The sequence below is a fragment of the Allorhizobium undicola ORS 992 = ATCC 700741 genome (assembly GCF_000621665.1).
Lineage (GTDB): Bacteria > Pseudomonadota > Alphaproteobacteria > Rhizobiales > Rhizobiaceae > Allorhizobium > Allorhizobium undicola.
Genome location: NZ_JHXQ01000003.1, coordinates 157,278 through 174,949 on the forward strand (window position 1 = coordinate 157,278; position 17,672 = coordinate 174,949).

15 protein-coding genes are annotated in these 17,672 nt (G+C 59.4%); 9 read left to right on the forward strand and 6 right to left on the reverse strand.

The window, feature by feature from the left end; all coding sequences use genetic code 11:
* Nucleotides 1-141: 141 nt before the first annotated feature.
* The 4 genes from T424_RS20225 to T424_RS0104775 all read left to right on the forward strand — a co-directional run bounded on the left by T424_RS20225 (nucleotide 142) and on the right by T424_RS0104775 (nucleotide 4,437).
* Complete coding sequence (locus T424_RS20225; RefSeq protein ID WP_037066649.1) at nucleotides 142-1,239, forward strand: response regulator; 1,098 nt, start codon at nucleotides 142-144, stop codon at nucleotides 1,237-1,239.
* Between the two features lie 218 nt (nucleotides 1,240-1,457).
* Complete coding sequence (pyrC, locus tag T424_RS0104765; RefSeq protein ID WP_027486704.1) at nucleotides 1,458-2,495, forward strand: dihydroorotase; 1,038 nt, start codon at nucleotides 1,458-1,460, stop codon at nucleotides 2,493-2,495.
* Nucleotides 2,496-2,689: 194 nt separating this feature from the next.
* On the forward strand, nucleotides 2,690-3,379 hold the full coding sequence (locus T424_RS0104770) for an orotate phosphoribosyltransferase (RefSeq protein ID WP_027486705.1): 690 nt from the start codon (nucleotides 2,690-2,692) through the stop codon (nucleotides 3,377-3,379).
* Nucleotides 3,380-3,510: 131 nt separating this feature from the next.
* A complete protein-coding gene (locus T424_RS0104775; RefSeq protein WP_027486706.1) occupies nucleotides 3,511-4,437 on the forward strand; it encodes a carbohydrate kinase family protein in 927 nt (308 codons plus the stop codon).
* Nucleotides 4,438-4,478: 41 nt separating this feature from the next.
* Here the strand turns inward: T424_RS0104775 and pgi are convergent, their stop codons facing one another.
* Both pgi and T424_RS0104785 read right to left on the reverse strand, forming a co-directional pair.
* The gene (pgi, locus tag T424_RS0104780) at nucleotides 4,479-6,104 is read right to left on the reverse strand and encodes a glucose-6-phosphate isomerase (protein ID WP_027486707.1); all 1,626 of its coding nucleotides are present in this window, start codon (nucleotides 6,102-6,104) and stop codon (nucleotides 4,479-4,481) included.
* A gap of 331 nt (nucleotides 6,105-6,435) precedes the next feature.
* Nucleotides 6,436-8,133, reverse strand: coding sequence for a long-chain-fatty-acid--CoA ligase (locus tag T424_RS0104785; RefSeq protein WP_027486708.1), 1,698 nt, complete (start codon nucleotides 8,131-8,133; stop codon nucleotides 6,436-6,438).
* 378 nt (nucleotides 8,134-8,511) lie between these two features.
* Between T424_RS0104785 and galE the strand changes: the two genes are divergently transcribed.
* Both galE and T424_RS20230 read left to right on the forward strand, forming a co-directional pair.
* On the forward strand, nucleotides 8,512-9,501 hold the full coding sequence (gene galE / locus T424_RS0104795; RefSeq protein WP_027486709.1) for a UDP-glucose 4-epimerase GalE: 990 nt from the start codon (nucleotides 8,512-8,514) through the stop codon (nucleotides 9,499-9,501).
* A gap of 148 nt (nucleotides 9,502-9,649) precedes the next feature.
* The gene (locus T424_RS20230; protein ID WP_037066652.1) at nucleotides 9,650-9,931 is read left to right on the forward strand and encodes a BON domain-containing protein; all 282 of its coding nucleotides are present in this window, start codon (nucleotides 9,650-9,652) and stop codon (nucleotides 9,929-9,931) included.
* Between the two features lie 131 nt (nucleotides 9,932-10,062).
* Here T424_RS20230 and glgX read toward each other — a convergent pair whose 3' ends face one another.
* On the reverse strand, nucleotides 10,063-12,144 hold the full coding sequence (gene glgX, locus T424_RS0104805; protein WP_027486710.1) for a glycogen debranching protein GlgX: 2,082 nt from the start codon (nucleotides 12,142-12,144) through the stop codon (nucleotides 10,063-10,065).
* Nucleotides 12,145-12,274: 130 nt separating this feature from the next.
* On the opposite strand from glgX, the gene T424_RS0104810 reads away from it, so the two are divergent.
* The 3 genes from T424_RS0104810 to T424_RS0104820 all read left to right on the forward strand — a co-directional run bounded on the left by T424_RS0104810 (nucleotide 12,275) and on the right by T424_RS0104820 (nucleotide 15,533).
* Entirely contained in the window at nucleotides 12,275-13,051 is a 777-nt protein-coding gene (locus T424_RS0104810; RefSeq protein WP_027486711.1) for an SDR family oxidoreductase, read from the forward strand.
* Between the two features lie 129 nt (nucleotides 13,052-13,180).
* Entirely contained in the window at nucleotides 13,181-14,950 is a 1,770-nt protein-coding gene (gene ybaL / locus T424_RS20235) for a YbaL family putative K(+) efflux transporter (protein ID WP_051558793.1), read from the forward strand.
* Between the two features lie 202 nt (nucleotides 14,951-15,152).
* Nucleotides 15,153-15,533: a response regulator gene (locus T424_RS0104820; protein ID WP_027486712.1), complete on the forward strand. Its 381-nt coding sequence runs from the start codon at nucleotides 15,153-15,155 to the stop codon at nucleotides 15,531-15,533.
* A 15-nt stretch (nucleotides 15,534-15,548) separates the two neighbouring features.
* Here the strand turns inward: T424_RS0104820 and T424_RS0104825 are convergent, their stop codons facing one another.
* The 3 genes from T424_RS0104825 to T424_RS0104835 all read right to left on the reverse strand — a co-directional run bounded on the left by T424_RS0104825 (nucleotide 15,549) and on the right by T424_RS0104835 (nucleotide 17,583).
* A complete protein-coding gene (locus T424_RS0104825; protein ID WP_027486713.1) occupies nucleotides 15,549-16,541 on the reverse strand; it encodes an Hsp33 family molecular chaperone in 993 nt (330 codons plus the stop codon).
* Nucleotides 16,542-16,762: 221 nt separating this feature from the next.
* Nucleotides 16,763-17,317, reverse strand: coding sequence for a CAP domain-containing protein (locus tag T424_RS0104830; protein WP_027486714.1), 555 nt, complete (start codon nucleotides 17,315-17,317; stop codon nucleotides 16,763-16,765).
* Nucleotides 17,317-17,583 (reverse strand): DUF6460 domain-containing protein, encoded by a 267-nt coding sequence (locus T424_RS0104835; RefSeq protein WP_027486715.1) that lies wholly within the window; start codon nucleotides 17,581-17,583, stop codon nucleotides 17,317-17,319. Before T424_RS0104835 ends, T424_RS0104830 begins: the two co-directional genes overlap by 1 nt.
* Nucleotides 17,584-17,672 lie beyond the last annotated feature (89 nt).

Below are 17,672 nucleotides of genomic sequence, written 5' to 3' on the forward strand. Positions count from 1 at the left end.
AAAAAGCCTAAAGCACCATACGTTTCATTAAGCGCACAAAAAACGATGTAACTTTAAAATATGCTGCGTAATTTTACCGTTAATCGGTCCGGTTCAAGGAATTGTGCAGCAAGAATGCACCAAGATGCCACGGAGACATTGATGAGAATTCTTGTTGTCGATGACAATAATACCAATCTCAAGCTGCTGACCCGGCTGGTCAAGAAAATTGGCCGGTGTGAAGCCGTGGCCTTCAATACCCCCGATGAGGTGCTTTCGGCCCTGCCGGACCTCGATTTCGACGTGGCGATCATCGATTACCAGATGCCGGTCTATAATGGTGTCGAGCTTTATACGGAAATCGTGCGTTTCGAGAAATATGCCAATGTGCCGGTGGTGTTCATCACCGCCGACAAGGATATGACCACCCGCATGGCGGCACTGAATGCGGGCGCCATCGATTTCCTGACCAAGCCGGTCAATCCGGTGGAGTTCCAGGCCCGCATCCAGAACATCGTCAGCCTTGCGGAGGCCCGCCGTCAGCTTGCCGATCAGGCGGAATGGTTGCGGCGCGAGGTAGAGCGTGCGGTGGCGGAGCTTCGCCAGCGCGAGCAGGAAATCATCGAGCGTCTGACGCTTGCCGCCGGTTACAAGGATCCGGAAACCGCCCGCCACACCCTGCGCGTGGCGGCCTATACCGAGGCGATCGCCCGCGAGCTTGGTCTGCCGGAGCAATATTGCCGCGATCTCAAGCTGGCAGCGCCCATGCATGACATTGGCAAGGTGGCAATGCCCGATACGGTGCTGCTGAAACAGGGCAAGCTCACGGAATCCGAATATCGCGACATGCAGGCCCATGCGCAGATCGGCGGCGACATTCTCGCCCGCTCGCATTCATCGCTTTTGCAGCTTGCTTCGGAAATCGCCGTCAGCCACCACGAGCGCTGGGATGGACAGGGCTATCCAAACCGGCTGGCGGGCGAGGCCATTCCACTGCCGGGCCGCATCGTCTGTCTTGCCGATAATTTCGATGCGCTGACCACCGAACGCCCCTATAAGGCCGCCTGGTCCTATGACCGCACGGTCGAGCATATTCTCAGTCGTTCCGGCAGCCAGTTCGACCCCGCCTGTGTGGCCGCCTTCGAACGCGCCTTGCCGACGATTCGCGACATCATGGAAAATGACCGGCGCGAACAGGCCGAAGAGGCGGTCCGCCGTGCGGCACCGACAGCGCTTGACGATATGAAAGCCGCCAGTTGAACAGGGCGGGATGTTGCCGCCGCCGTTTGCCGGTCTTGCCCGCCCGTTGACGTATTGAATTTGCTCTTGCCTGTGGGCGCGAACATGCTATCGACGGCAGGACCGGATGCAGGTGCAGCCAAGGGGTTTTGCCTGCCTTCATGGTCGTCATGTTTGCCACATGCCGTCCTCCAGCCTTCTGCTGCTGCCGGCTGTATCTCTGAAAAGCCGGAGGCCCCATGCGCTCACTCACCATTCGCCGCCCCGATGACTGGCACCTGCATCTGCGCGATGGCCTGATGCTGCGTGGCGTGATCGGCGACACCAGCCGCCACTTCGCCCGCGCCATCATCATGCCCAATCTCGTGCCGCCGGTGGTGACGACCGCCGATGCCGAGGCCTATCGCAGCCGCATTCTCGATGCCCTGCCGCAAGGTCACAGCTTCGAACCGCTGATGACGCTTTATCTGACCGAGCATACGCAACCGGACGATGTGGCGCGCGGCAAGGAAAGCGGGCTGATCCACGCCGTGAAGCTTTATCCCGCTGGCGCCACCACCAATTCCCATGGCGGCGTGCGCGACATGGACAAGGCCATGCCGGTGCTGGAGCGCATGGCCGAAATCGGCCTCAACCTGTGTGTGCATGGCGAAGTGACGACGCCGGAAGTGGATATTTTCGACCGTGAGGCCGTCTTCATCGAGACCGTGCTGGAGCCTCTGCGCCGCCGCCTGCCGGAGCTGAAAATCACCATGGAGCATGTCACCACCAGCGATGGCATTGATTACGTGCGTTCGGCAAATGGCAATCTGGCCGCCTCTCTCACGACCCATCACCTGATCATCAACCGCAATGCCATTCTCGTGGGTGGCATCAAGCCGCATTATTACTGCCTGCCGGTTGCCAAGCGGGAAAGCCACCGGCTGGCGCTGCGTGCGGCGGCTGTTTCCGGCGATAGCCGCTTCTTCCTCGGGACCGATTCCGCGCCGCATGTCGATCCGTTGAAGGAATGTGCCTGCGGCTGCGCGGGCATCTACACATCGATCAATACGATGAGCTGCCTTGCCCATGTCTTTGAGGAGGAGAATGCGCTGGACAAGCTCGAAGCCTTTGCCTCCCTCAATGGTCCCGCCTGGTACGGTCTGAAGCCCAACGAGGACAGGATCACGCTGGTGAAGCGCGAGCAGCCGGTAAGCTTCCCGGAAAAGATCGATACCGGGGCGGGGCCAGTCACCGTGTTCGATCCGATGTTCCCGCTGCACTGGGACGTTCAATAGCGTAATACCGGAGCAACGGACCCCAAAATTGGGAGCCGGTTTCCGGCAAATTCCGATGCGACTACAAAAAGCAGAGCGTCGCGCAAATTCCGGTTTTCCCTCCGAAAATGCGTAGAAACAAACAGCCAGAGCGGTTCATTTTTTCCGTAAGACAATGAACCGCTCCAGGCATTTATCAAGAAAAGGAGCGCCCAATGTCCGCCATGTCCTTTACCGATCCTGCCGTCATGGCCGAGTTGTTGGCGAAAATGCTGTGGGAAATCAAGGCCGTGCATTTCAATGCCGCTGAGCCCTACAAGCTTTCCTCCGGAATGCGCAGCCCGGTCTATATCGATTGCCGCAAGCTGCTTTCCTATCCGCGCGTGCGCAGCGCCGTGATGGATTTTGCCGTGGCCACGCTGATGACCAATGCCGGTTTCGAACAGTTCGACTGCATTGCAGGCGGTGAGACGGCGGGCATTCCATTTGCCGCGCTGCTGGCCGATCGTCTCGGCCTGCCGATGATTTATGTGCGCAAGCAGCCCAAGGGCCATGGCCGCAACGCGCAGATCGAAGGGCATATGCCAGAAGGCGCCCGCGTTCTGGTCATCGAAGATCTGACCACGGCAGGCGGCAGCATGTTCAAGTTCATTGATGCGGTTCGTGCCGCAGGCGGTGTGGTGGATCACGGTATCGCCCTGTTTTTCTATGGTATTTTCCAGGAAGCACATCAGCGCTTCGAACAGGGCGGCGTGACGCTGCATTACATCGCCACATGGCGCAATGTGCTGGCGGTTGCCCGCGACCGGAAACTCTTCGATGAGAAAACGCTGAGCGAAGTGGAAGCCTTCCTCGATGCGCCGCTGGCATGGTCCAGCCGCAATGGCGGGGTAGGCGTCCTGTAATCATCGGGCCGCATCAAGCTTGGTCGGTTCGCTGGCAATTGCGCGGCAAATGGTTTAAATCGATTGAAGCGTATGAGCGATCGTGGCGGGCCTGCTTTGCCGTGCTGCGGTCGAAAAATGAGGAGATCGAAATGATCCTGTGTTGTGGCGAGGCGCTGATCGACATGTTGCCGCGTGAAACCACGTTGGGGGAGGCCGGTTTTGCACCCTATGCAGGGGGGGCGGTGTTCAACACGGCCATTGCGCTTGGCCGTCTCGGCGTGCCGTCGGCCTTCTTCACCGGGCTTTCCGATGACATGATGGGCGATATTCTGCGCGAGACCTTGCGCAAGAGCCATGTGGATTTCAGCTATTGCGCCACACTGTCCCGGCCAACCACCATTGCCTTTGTCAAACTGGTCGATGGCCATGCTTCCTACGCCTTTTATGACGAGAATACCGCTGGCCGGATGATTGGGGAGGCCGACCTTCCCGCCATCGGCGATGATTGCGAGGCGCTGCATTTCGGTGCGATCAGCCTGATCCCCGAACCTTGCGGCTCTACCTACGAAGCGCTGATGCGGCGCGAGCATGAGCGGCGGGTGATTTCGCTCGATCCCAATATTCGTCCCGGCTTCATCAAGGACAAGGCGGCCCATCTGGCCCGTATCCGCCGGATGGCGGCCATGTCTGACATCATCAAGTTTTCGGATGAGGATCTGGCGTGGTTCGGCCTTGAAGGCGACGAGGAAACGCTGGCCCGCCACTGGCTGCATCATGGCGCCAAACTGGTTATCGTCACCCGTGGCGCAGACGGGGCGGTCGCCTATAGCGCTGCCCACAAGGTAGAAGTGCCAAGCGAGAAGGTGACGGTGGTGGACACAGTCGGGGCAGGGGATACTTTTGATGCTGGCGTTCTCGCCTCGCTGAAAATGCAAAATCTCCTCACCAAGCAGCAGGTGGCGCATCTTTCCGAGGCGGCGATTGCTAGCGCCCTTGCGCTTGGTGCGAAGGCTGCGGCCGTCACCGTTTCGCGCGCGGGCGCAAACCCGCCCTTTGCGGCTGAAATCGGTCTTTGAGCATTGTGCGGTGAACCTGTGTTCACCGCACAATGTTCTCATCAGTGTCCGGCGCGGCGCAGCGCGTCCACAAGACCGGCGGTAGAGGTGTCCTGGCCGTCCGTTCCGGCCTTGCCCTGCACCACCGGCAGCAGGCCGGTTGCCAGTTCCTTGCCAAGTTCCACGCCCCACTGGTCGAAGGAGTTGATGCCGAACAACACGCCTTCCACGAAGACGCGGTGTTCGTAAAGTGCGATCAGGCGGCCGAGAGCATAAGGTGTCAACTGTTCGTAGATGAAGGTGATCGACGGGCGATTGCCTTCGAAAACGCGGTGCGGAGCGATGTGATCGGCTTTTTCCGCATCCATGCCGGTCCTGGCAAGCTGAGCCTTTGCCTCTTCGAGTGTCCGGCCCTTCATCAATGCTGCCGATTGGGCAAGGCAATTGGCCATCAGAAGCTCATGCTGGTGGCGGAGGTCCGGTTCGAAGCCATTGGCCGCCACCATGAATTCCGCCGGGATGATGCTCGTTCCCTGGTGGATCAACTGGTAGAAGGCGTGTTGACCATTTGTGCCGGGTTCACCCCAGACGACGGGGCCGGACTGACCTTCAACCGGCTTGCCGTCGATGCGCACACCCTTGCCGTTGGATTCCATGTCGAGCTGCTGCAAATAGGCGGCAAAGCGCGACAGGCGCTGGTCGTAAGGCAGAATGGCGCGGGTGGGGTAATCCAGCACATTGCGGTGGTAAAAGCCGATCAGCCCCAGCAACATCGGCAGGTTCTGACGGAAGGGGGCAGTGCGGAAGTGATTGTCCACGGCATGGGCGCCGCTCAGGAACTGGTCGAAATTATCGGCGCCAACCGCAATCATCAGCGGCAGGCCAATGGCCGACCAGATGGAATAACGCCCGCCAACCCAATCCCAGAAGCCGAAGACGCGATCGGAGCCGATGCCGAAGGCGCCCACCTTGTCGAGGGCCGTGGAAACGGCAGCGAAATGGTCGCCGACCGCTGCCTCGCCAAGCGCATCGGCCACGAATTTGCGCGCCGTTGCCGCATTCGTCATGGTTTCAATGGTGGTAAAGGTTTTGGAAGCGACGATGAACAGCGTGGTTTCCGGTTCCAGCAGCGCCAGCGTATCGGCAATATGCGCGCCATCGACATTGGAAACGAAATGCAGCCGCGGTCCGTCATGAAAGGGCGCCAGCGCCAGCGTTGCCATGGCCGGACCAAGGTCGGAGCCGCCAATGCCGATATTCACCACATCGGTAAAGGCCTTGCCGGTTGCACCCTTGATCGTGCCGCCGCGCACGCCCTCGGCAAAACCTGCCAGCGCGTGGAGAACGCCGTTCACATCCGGCATGACATTCCTGCCATCCACCACCACGGGCGTATTGGCGCGGTTGCGCAGCGCCGTGTGCAGCACCGCCCGGCCCTCGGTAAAGTTGATGGGCTGGCCGGTGAACATCGCTTCACGCTTTTCAGCCACGCCGCCAGCGCTCGCCAGTTGTTCCAGCAGGGTCATGATCTCGTCATTCACCGCGCATTTGGAGTAGTCCATCAGCAGGTCATCGAGACGGGCGGTAAATTTTTCGAAGCGTTTCGCATCGGCGGCAAAGGCGGCGCGCAAATCCGTCGCGGATGTCCGGGCGACGGCGGTTTTCAGCTGTTCAACAAGGGCCTGCATGTCTGTTCTCCAAAATTCCAAGGCGCGGTCGTGCCGTAGCGGGCCCGGCCTTGAGGGCTTCCGGATAGCGCGCCTCCATTACGGGCGCGTGATAGCCGGAAAAAAACACCCGGCGCCATTCATGTGACTCCGGGTATAAGTCATTGGGACAAGACACTACTGCATAATTCCTTAAATCGGAATCGATTTAAGGTGAAAATTATGCAGCAGATTTAGAGTGTTACAGCGTCCTTTGTGCGTTCGATAAAACGCACGGCGCTGTCATCGCTCAGGCCGGATCAAACAAGTTCACAAAAAGCGAAAATACCGGCTCCGATTCAATCGTTTGAAATCAGCAGCGCAGATTTTTCCGCAGGATCTTGCCGACATTGGACTTGGGCAGTTCCGTGCGGAACTCGATGTGGCGCGGACGCTTGTAATTGGTGAGATTGGCAGCGCAATGCGCCTTGACGGCTTCTTCCGTAAGGGTTTCGTCCTTGCGCACCACGAAGAGCTTGACCGCCTCACCGGAATGGGGATCGGGCACGCCGATGGCCGCCGCTTCCAGAATGCCCGGATGCATGACGGCAACTTCCTCGACCTCGTTGGGATAGACATTGAAGCCGGAGACGAGGATCATGTCCTTCTTCCGGTCCACGATCTTGACATAGCCCTTGTCGTTCATGAAGCCCATGTCGCCGGTTCGGAAAAATCCGTCCGGGGTCATGACACGAGCCGTCTCGTCCGGCCGGTTCCAGTATCCCGCCATCACCTGCGGGCCGTGAATGCAGATTTCCCCGACTTCGCCAAGCGGCAGGCTGGCGCCATCCTCGTCGCGAATATCGACAAGGGTCGAGGAAACGGGCATTCCGATGCAGCCGGTAAACTCGGGTTCGTCCATCCGGTTTGCGGTGGCGACCGGCGAGGTCTCCGAAAGCCCGTAGCCCTCGGTGACGGGGCAGCCCGTGACCTGATGCCAGCGCTCCGCGACGGGTCGCTGTACCGACATGCCGCCACCGAAGGTGAGCTTGAGTTGCGAAAAGTCGAGCCTGCGGAAGGCTTCGTTATTGAGCAGGGCGTTGAACAGCGTATTGAGCCCTATGAAGACATTGACCGGATATTTCTGCATCTCCTTGACGAAAGCCGGAATATCGCGCGGATTGGCGATAAGGATATTATGGCCGCCCGTGGCAATGCCCATCAATGCGTTCGCGGTGAGTGCGAAAATGTGGTAAAGCGGCAGGGCGCAGATGAAGGTCAGAATCTCCGGCTTCGGACGATTGTCGAAGGAGGAGTTCAACCAGACGGCCATCTGCATCTTGTTGGCGATCAGATTGGCGTGGGTCAGAACGGCACCCTTCGATACGCCCGTGGTGCCGCCCGTATATTGCAGGAAGGCAATGTCGGTGCGGTGAACGGCGACAGGGGTAAAACCGCGCCGTGCCCCCTGGGCGAGGACCTGGCGGAAACGCTTGTGCCCCGCAAGCGACCATGCCGGCACAAGTTTCTTGACCTTGCGGACGATGAAATTGACGAGATGGCCCTTTAGTCCCAGCATGTCACCAAGGCTTGCCACCACCACACGACGCACGTCGGTGCGGGCAATCGCCTGCTCTACCGTGTGGGCGAAATTTTCCAGAACGAACAGGCCGACGGCGCCGCTGTCTTTCAACTGGTGCTCCAGTTCGCGGGGCGTGTAGAGCGGGTTGACGTTTACCACCGTCATGCCGGCCTTGAGAATGCCGAAGACGGCCACAGGATTTTGCAGGATATTCGGCATCATGACCGCGATACGGTCGCCCTTGCGAAAGCCTTCCCCCTGCAACCAGCTGGCAATGGCGGTGGCCTGTTCTCCCAGTTCCGCATAGCTGAGAGCGCGGCCCATGCTGGTGAAGGCCGAACGGCCGGCATAGACGCGGCAGCTGTCATCGAAAAGTGCGCCCAGCGATTCGTGCCTGAAGGGCGGCAGGTCGGCAGGCACCGACCGCGGATAGGATTGAAGCCAGATGCGATCCGGCACACCGCCACTAGGCTTTGACATGCTATTCATTCCTCACTCCCAGATCTTATCATTGCCGGTGCGAAAGCCATCCTCCTCCAGTCCGGCCTCCGCCCGTCTGTCACCGTGCCGAAAAATGCCGCGCATTCCGCTCGACATTCAAATAGCCCGTCCACCGCTGGCAACAGCGCGGGGGCTCGGCGTGTCTACGACAGCGACATGCTTTCGATTATGACAGCAGCAAACTCTTCCTGCAACGGAACCTCGCATAACTTTAACGTAAACGTCAATTAGAGAAGTGCAATCGTGATGTCTTCCCGCACTGGCTGCGCAACCTTCCCATTTTAGGCATGTTTCGTCGAAAGCGGTTTTCAGGGCCCTTATTGCGGGCTATGTATCGCGGCAGTGCAACAACAGGGAAGTCAGAGAATGAGTGAAACGCCTGTCCTCGTCGTCGGCGGCGCCGGTTATATCGGCTCGCATACCTGCCTGGAATTGTCGCGCCGGGGTTTTCTGCCCATTGTCTATGACAACCTTTCGAACGGACATGGGGAGTTCGTCAAATGGGGCCCGCTCGAAGAAGGCGATATTCGCGATCGCGCCCGTCTGGATGCGGTTCTGGCCCGTTACAAGCCCGCTGCCATCCTGCATTTTGCGGCACTGATCGAGGTGGGTGAATCGGTCAAGGATCCGGTGGCATTCTACGAAAACAATGTTATCGGCTCGCTCACGCTTCTGGCTGCGGCGCAGGCTGCGGGCATCAAGGCTTTCGTCTTTTCCTCCACCTGCGCAACCTATGGCCTGCCGGAAAGCCTGCCGCTGGATGAAGGCCACCGTCAGGCGCCGATCAATCCCTATGGCCGCACCAAATGGGTGGTTGAGCAGGCGTTGAAGGATTACGATGCCTATACGGGCTTCCGCTCGGTCATTCTGCGCTATTTCAATGCTGCCGGTGCCGATCCTGAATGCCGGATCGGCGAATGGCATACGCCTGAAACCCATGCCATTCCGCTGGCTTTGGAGGCTGCGCTTGGCCGCCGCCAGGGCTTCAAGGTGTTCGGCAGCGATTACGAAACGCGGGACGGAACCTGCGTTCGCGATTATATCCACGTTCTCGATCTTGCCGATGCACATGTGCGTGCCGTCGAGTATCTGCTGAAGGGCGGAGAAACCGTTGCGCTCAATCTGGGCACCGGAACCGGCACGACCGTCAAGGAATTGCTGTCTGCCATCGAAACGGTTTCCCGCAAGCCATTTCCGGTTGAATTCGTGGGCAGGCGCGAAGGCGACAGCCATACGCTGGTTGCCAATAACGACAAGGCCCGCGAGGTTCTGGGCTGGAGCCCGCAATATACGCTGGAAGACATTATCCGCACCGCCTGGAAATGGCATTCGAGCGCCAATATCCTTCAGGCATGAGGTTCGGCAGCGGGCGGTGGAAGGGGGGAGCCAAACCCTTTCTGCCCGCCCGGTGGAAACCAAATGCTCATTTTGACGTTCCCTCTCAGTCACTCCGGTAAATCCATGCTTATCGGAAGCATTTCAAGGTCAATTGAAGGAGAGTGTCATGGTGTTCAAACCCGCCAGAAATCACGGCGAAGCGCCGCAAGTGACCAAGGAAAATCCGCCCATGGAGCAGCTCGAAGAAACCGTGGCGGCAAAGCTTGCCGTTTCCGAAGGGCTCGATGCGTCTGCCATAAACGTCACTTCACTGGGCGAGGAGCTTTGCCTGACCGGCACGGTCAATTCCGAGGAAGAGGTGGATCGCGCCGTCGATGTCGCGCTTTCCGTGCCAGGTGTTGCGAAGGTTTCGGTCGATCTGGGCATAGTGCGCCGCAGCCTGCACTGACATTTTATATGAAGTTTAAAAGACGCAGGCTCAGCAATTGAGGCTGCGTCTTGTTTTCTGCCCGGCAGTCCGTTTTTTGTTTCCCGCATTTCGGACGTAAAACCGGTTTCTACTTTTCTCGGGACAATGCGCTAAACGCTGCGCAATACCGCGAGGCTGCGGGCCTGAAGCGTCAGCGTCTGGCCTTCCCGCACGGCTTCTCCCTTACGGTCCGGTTCTGCGGTCAGTAGTTCCAGCACGCGATCACCGCCGCTGTCGGAGGGGATGGTGAAGGCAATATCGCTGTCCACAGGGTTGAACAGCATCATGATGTCGGACCACACGCCTTCCCGGTCACGCAGGTCATCGCGTTGCAGGCGAACGATGATGGAGTTGTGATTTTCCCAATGCTCCGGCATCTGTAAGCCGCCATTGACGTTATACCAGTCGATCATCATGCCATCACGCCAGCTTTCGCGTCGCAAGAGCGGCTGTTGCTTGCGCAGGGCGATGACCTCGCGGGTGAAGTTGCGCAGACCCTCGGCGCTGTCTGGGAGGTTTTCCCAATGCACCCAGCTGATTTCGCTGTCCTGGCAATAGCCGTTATTATTGCCAAGCTGGGAGCGACCGAATTCGTCGCCTGCCAGCAGCATGGGCGTTCCATGCGAGAAAAACAGCGTTGCCAGGAAATTGCGCTTCTGCCTCTCGCGGATGGCAATAATGCCCTCGTCTTCGGTCACGCCCTCGGCGCCGTAATTATGGCTGCGATTGTCGTTGTGACCGTCGTTGTTATCCTCGCCATTGGCCTCGTTATGCTTGCCGTCATAGGAAACGAGGTCGTTCAAAGTGAAACCGTCATGGGCGGTGAGGAAATTGACACTTGCCCATGGGCGGCGGCCCCGCTGGTCGTAAATATCGCCGGAGCCGAGAAGGCGGGCGGCGAAATCCGGCGCCGTGTTATCGCCGTTCAGCCAGTAGTCGCGCACGCTGTCACGGTATTTGTCGTTCCATTCCGCCCAGCCGGGAGGGAAGCCACCGACCTGATAGCCGCCGGGGCCAATATCCCATGGCTCGCCGATAAGCTTGGTGCGCGACAGAACCGGATCCTGCGTGACGGCATCGAAGAAGCCGCCGCGCTGGTCGAAGCCCTCCGGCTCGCGGCCCAGAATGGTGCCGAGATCGAAGCGGAAGCCATCGACATGCATGTCTTCGCGCCAGTATCGCAGGCTGTCCAGCACCATTTGCAGCACGCGGGGATGGGAGGTGTTGACGGTGTTTCCCGTGCCGGTATCATTGATGTAATAGCGGTGATTGTCGGGAAGGGTGCGGTAATAGGAAAAATTGTCGATACCCTTGAAGGAAAGCGTCGCGCCCTGTTCGTTGCCTTCCGCCGTATGGTTGTAAACCACGTCCAGAATGACTTCGATGCCCGCATCGTGGAAAGCCCGCACCATATTGCGCACGCCTTGCAGGCCCTGCGGCCCGTAATAGCGGCTGGCCGGGGCAAAAAAGCCGATGCTGTTATAACCCCAGAAGTTTTTCAGGCCCTTGTCCAGCAGCAGGCTATCATCGGGAAAGGCGTGAATGGGCAAAAGCTCCACCGAGGTGATGCCGAGGCTCTTGATATAGTCCACTGCCGCCGTGTGGCCTAGCCCTTCGAAGGTTCCACGCAATTCCTGCGGAATGGCCGGATTGAGCTGGGTAAACCCCTTCACATGGGTTTCATAGACAATCGTATCGGCCCATGAAATGCCGGGCAGCCGGTCATCGCCCCAATCGGCGGCAAAAGGGTCGATAATGCGGGCCTTGGGCATGAAGGGCGCGCTGTCGCGGTCGTTGAAGGAAAGATCCTTTTCCGGATCGTCGAAATTATAGCCGAAAACGGCGCTGTCCCACTGAATGTCGCCCACCAGTTCGCGGGCATAGGGGTCGATCAGCAATTTGTTATGGTTGAAGCGATGGCCGTTTTCCGGATCGAAGGGGCCATGAACGCGAAAGCCGTAAAGCATCCCCGGCTTCAGGCCGGGCACATAGCCATGCCAGATTTCATGGGTGTTTTCCGGAAGGTCCATCCGGGCGATTTCCACCTTGCCGCTGGAATCGTAAAGGCAAAGTTCGACCCTTGTGGCATGGGCGGAAAACAGCGCGAAATTCACGCCCTCGCCGTCGAAATGCGCGCCCAGCCTTTGCCAGTCGCCTGCTACCATGGAAAATTGCGTGACTTGCGTATCCATCTGACCCTCGATCTGCCGGTTTTTCCGATAAGGGTGCAGATGCCGCCTTTGTTCCGATGATGCTGATGAAGCTGGCGGAACAACAGCGCCGGTCGCCGGTTACTGGCCGGGTAGCAGGGAGTGTTGCAGGATGTTTGAAGGATTAACCGCCCTCGTCACGGGGGCCGGATCGGGCATTGGCCGGGAAAGTGCAATCATGCTGGCACGCTCCGGCGCCCTTGTCGGGCTGCTTGGCCGCACGGAGGAAGAGCTGCGCAGGGTGGCGCAGGAAATTGCCGAAGCGGGCGGGCAGGCCATGGTTTTGCCTGCCGACATTTCGGACGATGACGCCATGAAGGCAGCAACGGCAAAACTTTCGGAAGAAGGGGGAGGGCTCGATCTTGTGGTGGTCAATGCCGGTATCAACGGCACCTGGGCACCGATAGACGATCTTCGCCCGGATGAGTGGGACGAAACCGTCAGGATTAATCTGCGCGGTACCTATCTGACGCTGCACCACGTTGTGCCGCATCTCAAGATCCGCGGCGGCGCCATTGTCGTTGTTTCCTCAATAAACGGCACGCGCACTTTCACCTCGCCCGGCGCGACGGCCTATGCCGCAACGAAGGCTGCGCAACTTGCCATGGTGCAGCAGCTGGCCGTCGAACTCGGGCGCAAGGCAATCCGCATCAATGCCGTCTGCCCCGGCGCGGTCGAAACCAGCATCGAGGATAATACGAGCATTCGTCACGCCGAAAGAACGGCGGTTCCCGTCATCCTGCCGGAAGGCGAAATTCCGCTTGCGCCGGGTGAAGCGGGGGCGGCTGCCGACGCGGCCGAGGCCATTGTTTTTCTGTTGTCGCAAGCGGCGCGCCACATCACGGGCACGGCGATTTATGTCGATGGCGCTCAAAGCCTGTTGAGATAAGCATCGGACCGAAAAGTGGGAACCGGTTTTATGTGACCAAGAGGGGCTGGCTTGCGCTTTTTTCCCCTCAAGACTTGCTGGGCCGGGTCCGGGTTCCTATCTTCACGAAATATTACAGCAGGAGGGACGATGCCGCACGCGACGCCACTGATTACCATTCTCGTCGCGGGCTTCGTGCTGGCCTTCATCTTTGGAACCCTCGCGCAACGGCTGAAAATGCCGCCGCTGGTGGGTTATCTTCTGGCGGGCATTGTCGTCGGCCCCTATACGCCGGGCTATGTTGCCGATCAGGCGCTGGCGCTGGAGCTGGCGGAAATCGGTGTGATCCTGCTGATGTTCGGGGTGGGGTTGCATTTCTCGCTGAAGGATCTGCTCAGCGTCCGGGTGATCGCGGTGCCGGGCGCGCTGGTGCAGATTGGCTTTGCCACATTTCTCGGCTGGGCGCTGGCCATGCTTTTTGGCTGGAGCCATGGCGCGGGTCTGGTCTTCGGGCTGGCGCTATCGGTTGCGTCCACCGTGGTGTTGCTGAAGGCATTGCAGGAAAGGCGGCTGGTCGAGACGGAAAAGGGCCGGGTTGCCGTTGGCTGGCTGATCGTCGAGGATCTGGCCATGGTGCTGGCCCTGGTTCTCATCCCTGCCATTGCCGGGCTTTCGGCAGGAGGAGAAAGCACGGGTGCGGGGCAGGCGGGCGGCGATCCGCTTGCCGTGTGGGCCGCCAGCCTGCTTGGGCTCCAGCCCGGTCTGACGGTCATCGTTGCGGTCACGCTGGCAAAAGTGCTGGCCTTCATCGGCTTCATGCTGATTGTCGGGCGCAGGGTCATACCCTGGCTGCTGCATTACACGGCGCATACCGGCTCGCGGGAGCTGTTTCGCCTTGGCGTTCTGGCGATTGCGCTTGGCGTGGCCTTCGGCTCTGCCAAGCTCTTCGGCGTTTCGCTGGCGCTGGGTGCTTTCTTTGCCGGGATGATTCTTTCCGAAAGCGAACTCAGCCATCGCGCCGCGGAAGAAAGCCTGCCGCTGCGCGATGCCTTTGCGGTGCTGTTCTTCGTTTCGGTGGGCATGTTGTTCGACCCGATGAGCGTGGTGCGTGATCCCCTGCCCATGCTGGCGACGGTGGGCATCATCGTCATCGGCAAATCGCTGGCGGCCTTTCTTATCGTCATCCTGTTCCGCCGCAGCGTTGCCACGGCGCTGATTATTTCCGCCAGTCTCGCCCAGATCGGCGAGTTCTCCTTCATCCTTGCGGAGCTGGGCGTGGCGCAGGGTCTGTTGCCGCAAGAGGGGCGACATCTCATCCTGGGCGGCGCGATCATTTCCATCATCCTGAACCCGCTGATCTTCCTTGGCGTGGAATGGTTGCGGCCCTGGCTCGAACGGCGCTTCCCGCGCGATATGTCGGAGCCTGCCGAGGTCGGGACCAGCGAGAAAAGAGCGGATGAGGAGGATGATGCGCCGCCGGTCGGCATGAGCGGCCATGCAGTTCTCATCGGTTATGGCCGCGTCGGCCGCGTCGTGGCGGACCACGTGCAGCAGGCAGATCGTCCTTTGCTGGTGGTGGAGGATAACGAGCGGCGTCTTCAGGAGCTTGCGGCGGGCGCCATTGCCCATATGGCCGGCAATGGGGCCGCGCCCGGCCTGCTCGAAAGGGCCAGCATCGGCCAGGCGGCAGCCCTTTTCATCGCCATTCCCAATGCGTTCGAGGCTGGGCAGATTGCGGCGCAGGCAAGACGGCTCAATCCCGGCCTGCGGATTATCGCCCGTGCGCATTCCGATGCCGAGGTGGAGCATCTGACCGAATTGGGCGCCGATAATGTGGTGCTTGGCGAGCGTGAAATCGCCCTGGCCATGGCGCGTCTTTTCATACCTGCCGAAATGCGCGACACGATGCCTGCACCCTGATCATGCCAGAGCTTCGCAAGGGAAAAATTTAGACTTTTGCTTGAAATGTTCCATTCAGGCCGGAAGTGACAGTATCATTGTATCGCATAGCCGAAAGAATTTTGGTATATTAACGATGCATTTACCATAATATTCTCATTCTGGTCCAGTATTGAACAAAGTCCGGCCTGCGGCGTTAGCCCGATACCAAGGAGATGACGCCATGAAGCCAGAGCCGGAAACAGTGCTGATCGTCGAAGACGATGCCTTTATTTCGATGGACGCCGCCGACAGCGTGGCGCGTGCCGGGGCCAATGTCGTCACCACGGAGACGGTGAGCGATGCGCTGCACTGTCTGGAGGCCAACCGCATAACCGCGGCTATCCTGGATTTTCAGGTGCTTGACGGCAATGTCGGCCCGGTGGTGGAGCGGTTGAAACGATCCGGGATCCCCTATCGGGTGGTGTCGGGTTCGCCCGTGCAGGAAATCATCTCTCGCGGGATTCCCGCCGACCGTATCGTGTCGAAGCCCGCTGATTACCTCAAGGTCATGGCGCAGCTGGTGCGCGACAGGCCGTGGTCCAGCCTGCGCGCCAATCTGTAATTCTCCGTCGCTGCATCAGGCCAGAGACGTTACCTCGGATATTTCGTACCGATAGGTGGTGGAGCAGAATTCGCAGGAAACGGAGATCACGCCGTTTTCTTCGCTATCGGCAATATCCTCCGCCGAGAAACCCTGGAGAACGCCTTTGATCTTCTCCCGAGAACAACTGCATTTGTCCAGAATGGGCTGCGGATCGTAAACGCGCACGCCGCGCTCGTGAAACAGGCGGAACAGCAGCCGTTCTATACCGACCTGTGGATCGGTCAGTTCATCGCCATCGATGGTTTCCACCAACATGCGGGCTTCGGACCAGCTGTCGTCTTCCGGCTCACTGTTTTGCACCTCGCTGCCGTCACCGCCATCGAGGTCGGGCTGGCGCATCCGTTCGGGTGCTTCCGGCAGGAACTGCGCCACGAGGCCGCCCGCCCGCCAGCTATGGCGGGGCTTGCCATCCGCATCGCGATCGAACAATTCCGCAACCGCAAGGCGGATCCGGGTGGGGATCTGCTCGGACTGGCGGAAGTAAAAGCCGGCGATTTCCTCCAGCGACGAGCCATCCAGCGGCACGATCCCCTGATAGGGCTGCATGAAGGAGCCTTGATCTATGGTAAAGGCCAGAACGCCGGTGCCCAGCAGGTCGGGCGGGGAGGATTTGCCCGCCGCAAGGGCCGCCTGCAACCGTTCTTCGTCGAAGCGGGCATAGGCGCGCACATTTTCCGGCGTGGTAAAGTCGCAGACCAGAAGATCGACGGGACCGTCGCTCTTCGTTTGCACGATGAACTTGCCTTCGAATTTCAGCGAGGTGCCGATCAGCACCGTCAGCGAAATGGCTTCCGCCAGCAGCCGTGCCACCGCGGGCGGATAATCATGGCGGCTGAGAATGCTGTTGAGCAAGGGGCCGAGCTGCACGGCGCGGCCACGCACATCCAGTCCATCCACCTGAAAGGGAACGACCCGGTCATCCCCTGCGAAGCCGAATTCGCCAAGCTGGCTTGGTGCATCTGTCATAATGAACTCCAAAGGCTGGAACGGTCGGCGCATGACGCCCCGGCCAGCCTCGTTTAGGAAAGGAAAAGGCACGCCTTGGCGCGCCATGATGGCTTGGCCGACAATTGGTATTTTATGCGGTGAATATCAAGCCGCAATGCATTTTATCCCGGAAGCGCCATGCGGGGCATGATGCCCGCTCACACCGGATCGAAAACCGGCTTTCGGTCTTTCAGCTTCTGTCAGCCGATGGTGATGCCGAGAACGCCGGTGCGGGCGGGGGCGGCCGGATGCGGGGCGCCGGAAAGCACCATGGCCCAATAGGGAACATTGCCCCTGGCCGGAAGACGGGCCACGGCCACGCCAAGGCCATGATAGGGGCCGAGCATGTTTTCCAGATGATGGGGAGAGTTGACCCATGCCTGAAAAGCGGCCTCGACGCTCTGCTGGCGCATGGCGATGTTTTCAGCCGCGGGAAGCTGCACATCGGATGCCAGCATACGCGAGCCGAAACTGTCACCGAAGCCGATCAGATGCGACATCTTCTCGTTCTGCGCCATGCGGTTGGCCTGAAACATGGCCGCCTTCGTCGCGGGCCCATCCATGACAAGCGCGGATTTGCCGTTTCTGGCACGAAGCGCGTTGACCAGCGGCAGGAAGGCTGCCGTCTGATCCTCGATATTGCCGGGCTGCGGCGCGGAGGGCGGCGTGCTGCGGCAGCTTGCCAGCATGGAGGTGACACCGAGACCGGCGACGATCAGTATTTTTCGCCGGGTGGAAGCAAGGAGATCGGACATTATTTGCGAAGACTCAACAGGCGGATGACGATGAAAAGCGGAATGACGACACTTGCGCCCAGAAGCAGATAATCCCCCACGCGCCCAAGAGCAGAAAAGCCCTTGTACCAGATGTCGAGAACGAAATGCCGCAGACCTTCGACGATGTCCACCGGGTAAATGCCGAAAATCGTCATGATGAAGCCGACAATCACCGAAACGACAATCAACTTGATGATCGTGCGGCCGATCGAGTCGCCCAAAAATCTGTTGACGCCATCGTTCATGCGGCCTGCTCCCTGGCTTTGGAGCGCTTTTCGATCTGATTGAATGAGATCGGCGCTCTAAGATTTTCTTTTCGAAATGCTCTCCTGCA

What these genes read in the sequence shown, in the direction of transcription:
- T424_RS20225 (WP_037066649.1), top strand. Translation starts at nt 142, where the DNA reads ATGAGAATTCTTGTTGTCGATGACAATAATACCAATCTCAAGCTGCTG.
- pyrC (WP_027486704.1), top strand. Translation starts at nt 1,458, where the DNA reads ATGCGCTCACTCACCATTCGCCGCCCCGATGACTGGCACCTGCATCTG.
- T424_RS0104770 (WP_027486705.1), top strand. Translation starts at nt 2,690, where the DNA reads ATGTCCGCCATGTCCTTTACCGATCCTGCCGTCATGGCCGAGTTGTTG.
- T424_RS0104775 (WP_027486706.1), top strand. Translation starts at nt 3,511, where the DNA reads ATGATCCTGTGTTGTGGCGAGGCGCTGATCGACATGTTGCCGCGTGAA.
- pgi (WP_027486707.1), bottom strand. Translation starts at nt 6,104, where the DNA reads ATGCAGGCCCTTGTTGAACAGCTGAAAACCGCCGTCGCCCGGACATCC.
- T424_RS0104785 (WP_027486708.1), bottom strand. Translation starts at nt 8,133, where the DNA reads ATGAATAGCATGTCAAAGCCTAGTGGCGGTGTGCCGGATCGCATCTGG.
- galE (WP_027486709.1), top strand. Translation starts at nt 8,512, where the DNA reads ATGAGTGAAACGCCTGTCCTCGTCGTCGGCGGCGCCGGTTATATCGGC.
- T424_RS20230 (WP_037066652.1), top strand. Translation starts at nt 9,650, where the DNA reads ATGGTGTTCAAACCCGCCAGAAATCACGGCGAAGCGCCGCAAGTGACC.
- glgX (WP_027486710.1), bottom strand. Translation starts at nt 12,144, where the DNA reads ATGGATACGCAAGTCACGCAATTTTCCATGGTAGCAGGCGACTGGCAA.
- T424_RS0104810 (WP_027486711.1), top strand. Translation starts at nt 12,275, where the DNA reads ATGTTTGAAGGATTAACCGCCCTCGTCACGGGGGCCGGATCGGGCATT.
- ybaL (WP_051558793.1), top strand. Translation starts at nt 13,181, where the DNA reads ATGCCGCACGCGACGCCACTGATTACCATTCTCGTCGCGGGCTTCGTG.
- T424_RS0104820 (WP_027486712.1), top strand. Translation starts at nt 15,153, where the DNA reads ATGAAGCCAGAGCCGGAAACAGTGCTGATCGTCGAAGACGATGCCTTT.
- T424_RS0104825 (WP_027486713.1), bottom strand. Translation starts at nt 16,541, where the DNA reads ATGACAGATGCACCAAGCCAGCTTGGCGAATTCGGCTTCGCAGGGGAT.
- T424_RS0104830 (WP_027486714.1), bottom strand. Translation starts at nt 17,317, where the DNA reads ATGTCCGATCTCCTTGCTTCCACCCGGCGAAAAATACTGATCGTCGCC.
- T424_RS0104835 (WP_027486715.1), bottom strand. Translation starts at nt 17,583, where the DNA reads ATGAACGATGGCGTCAACAGATTTTTGGGCGACTCGATCGGCCGCACG.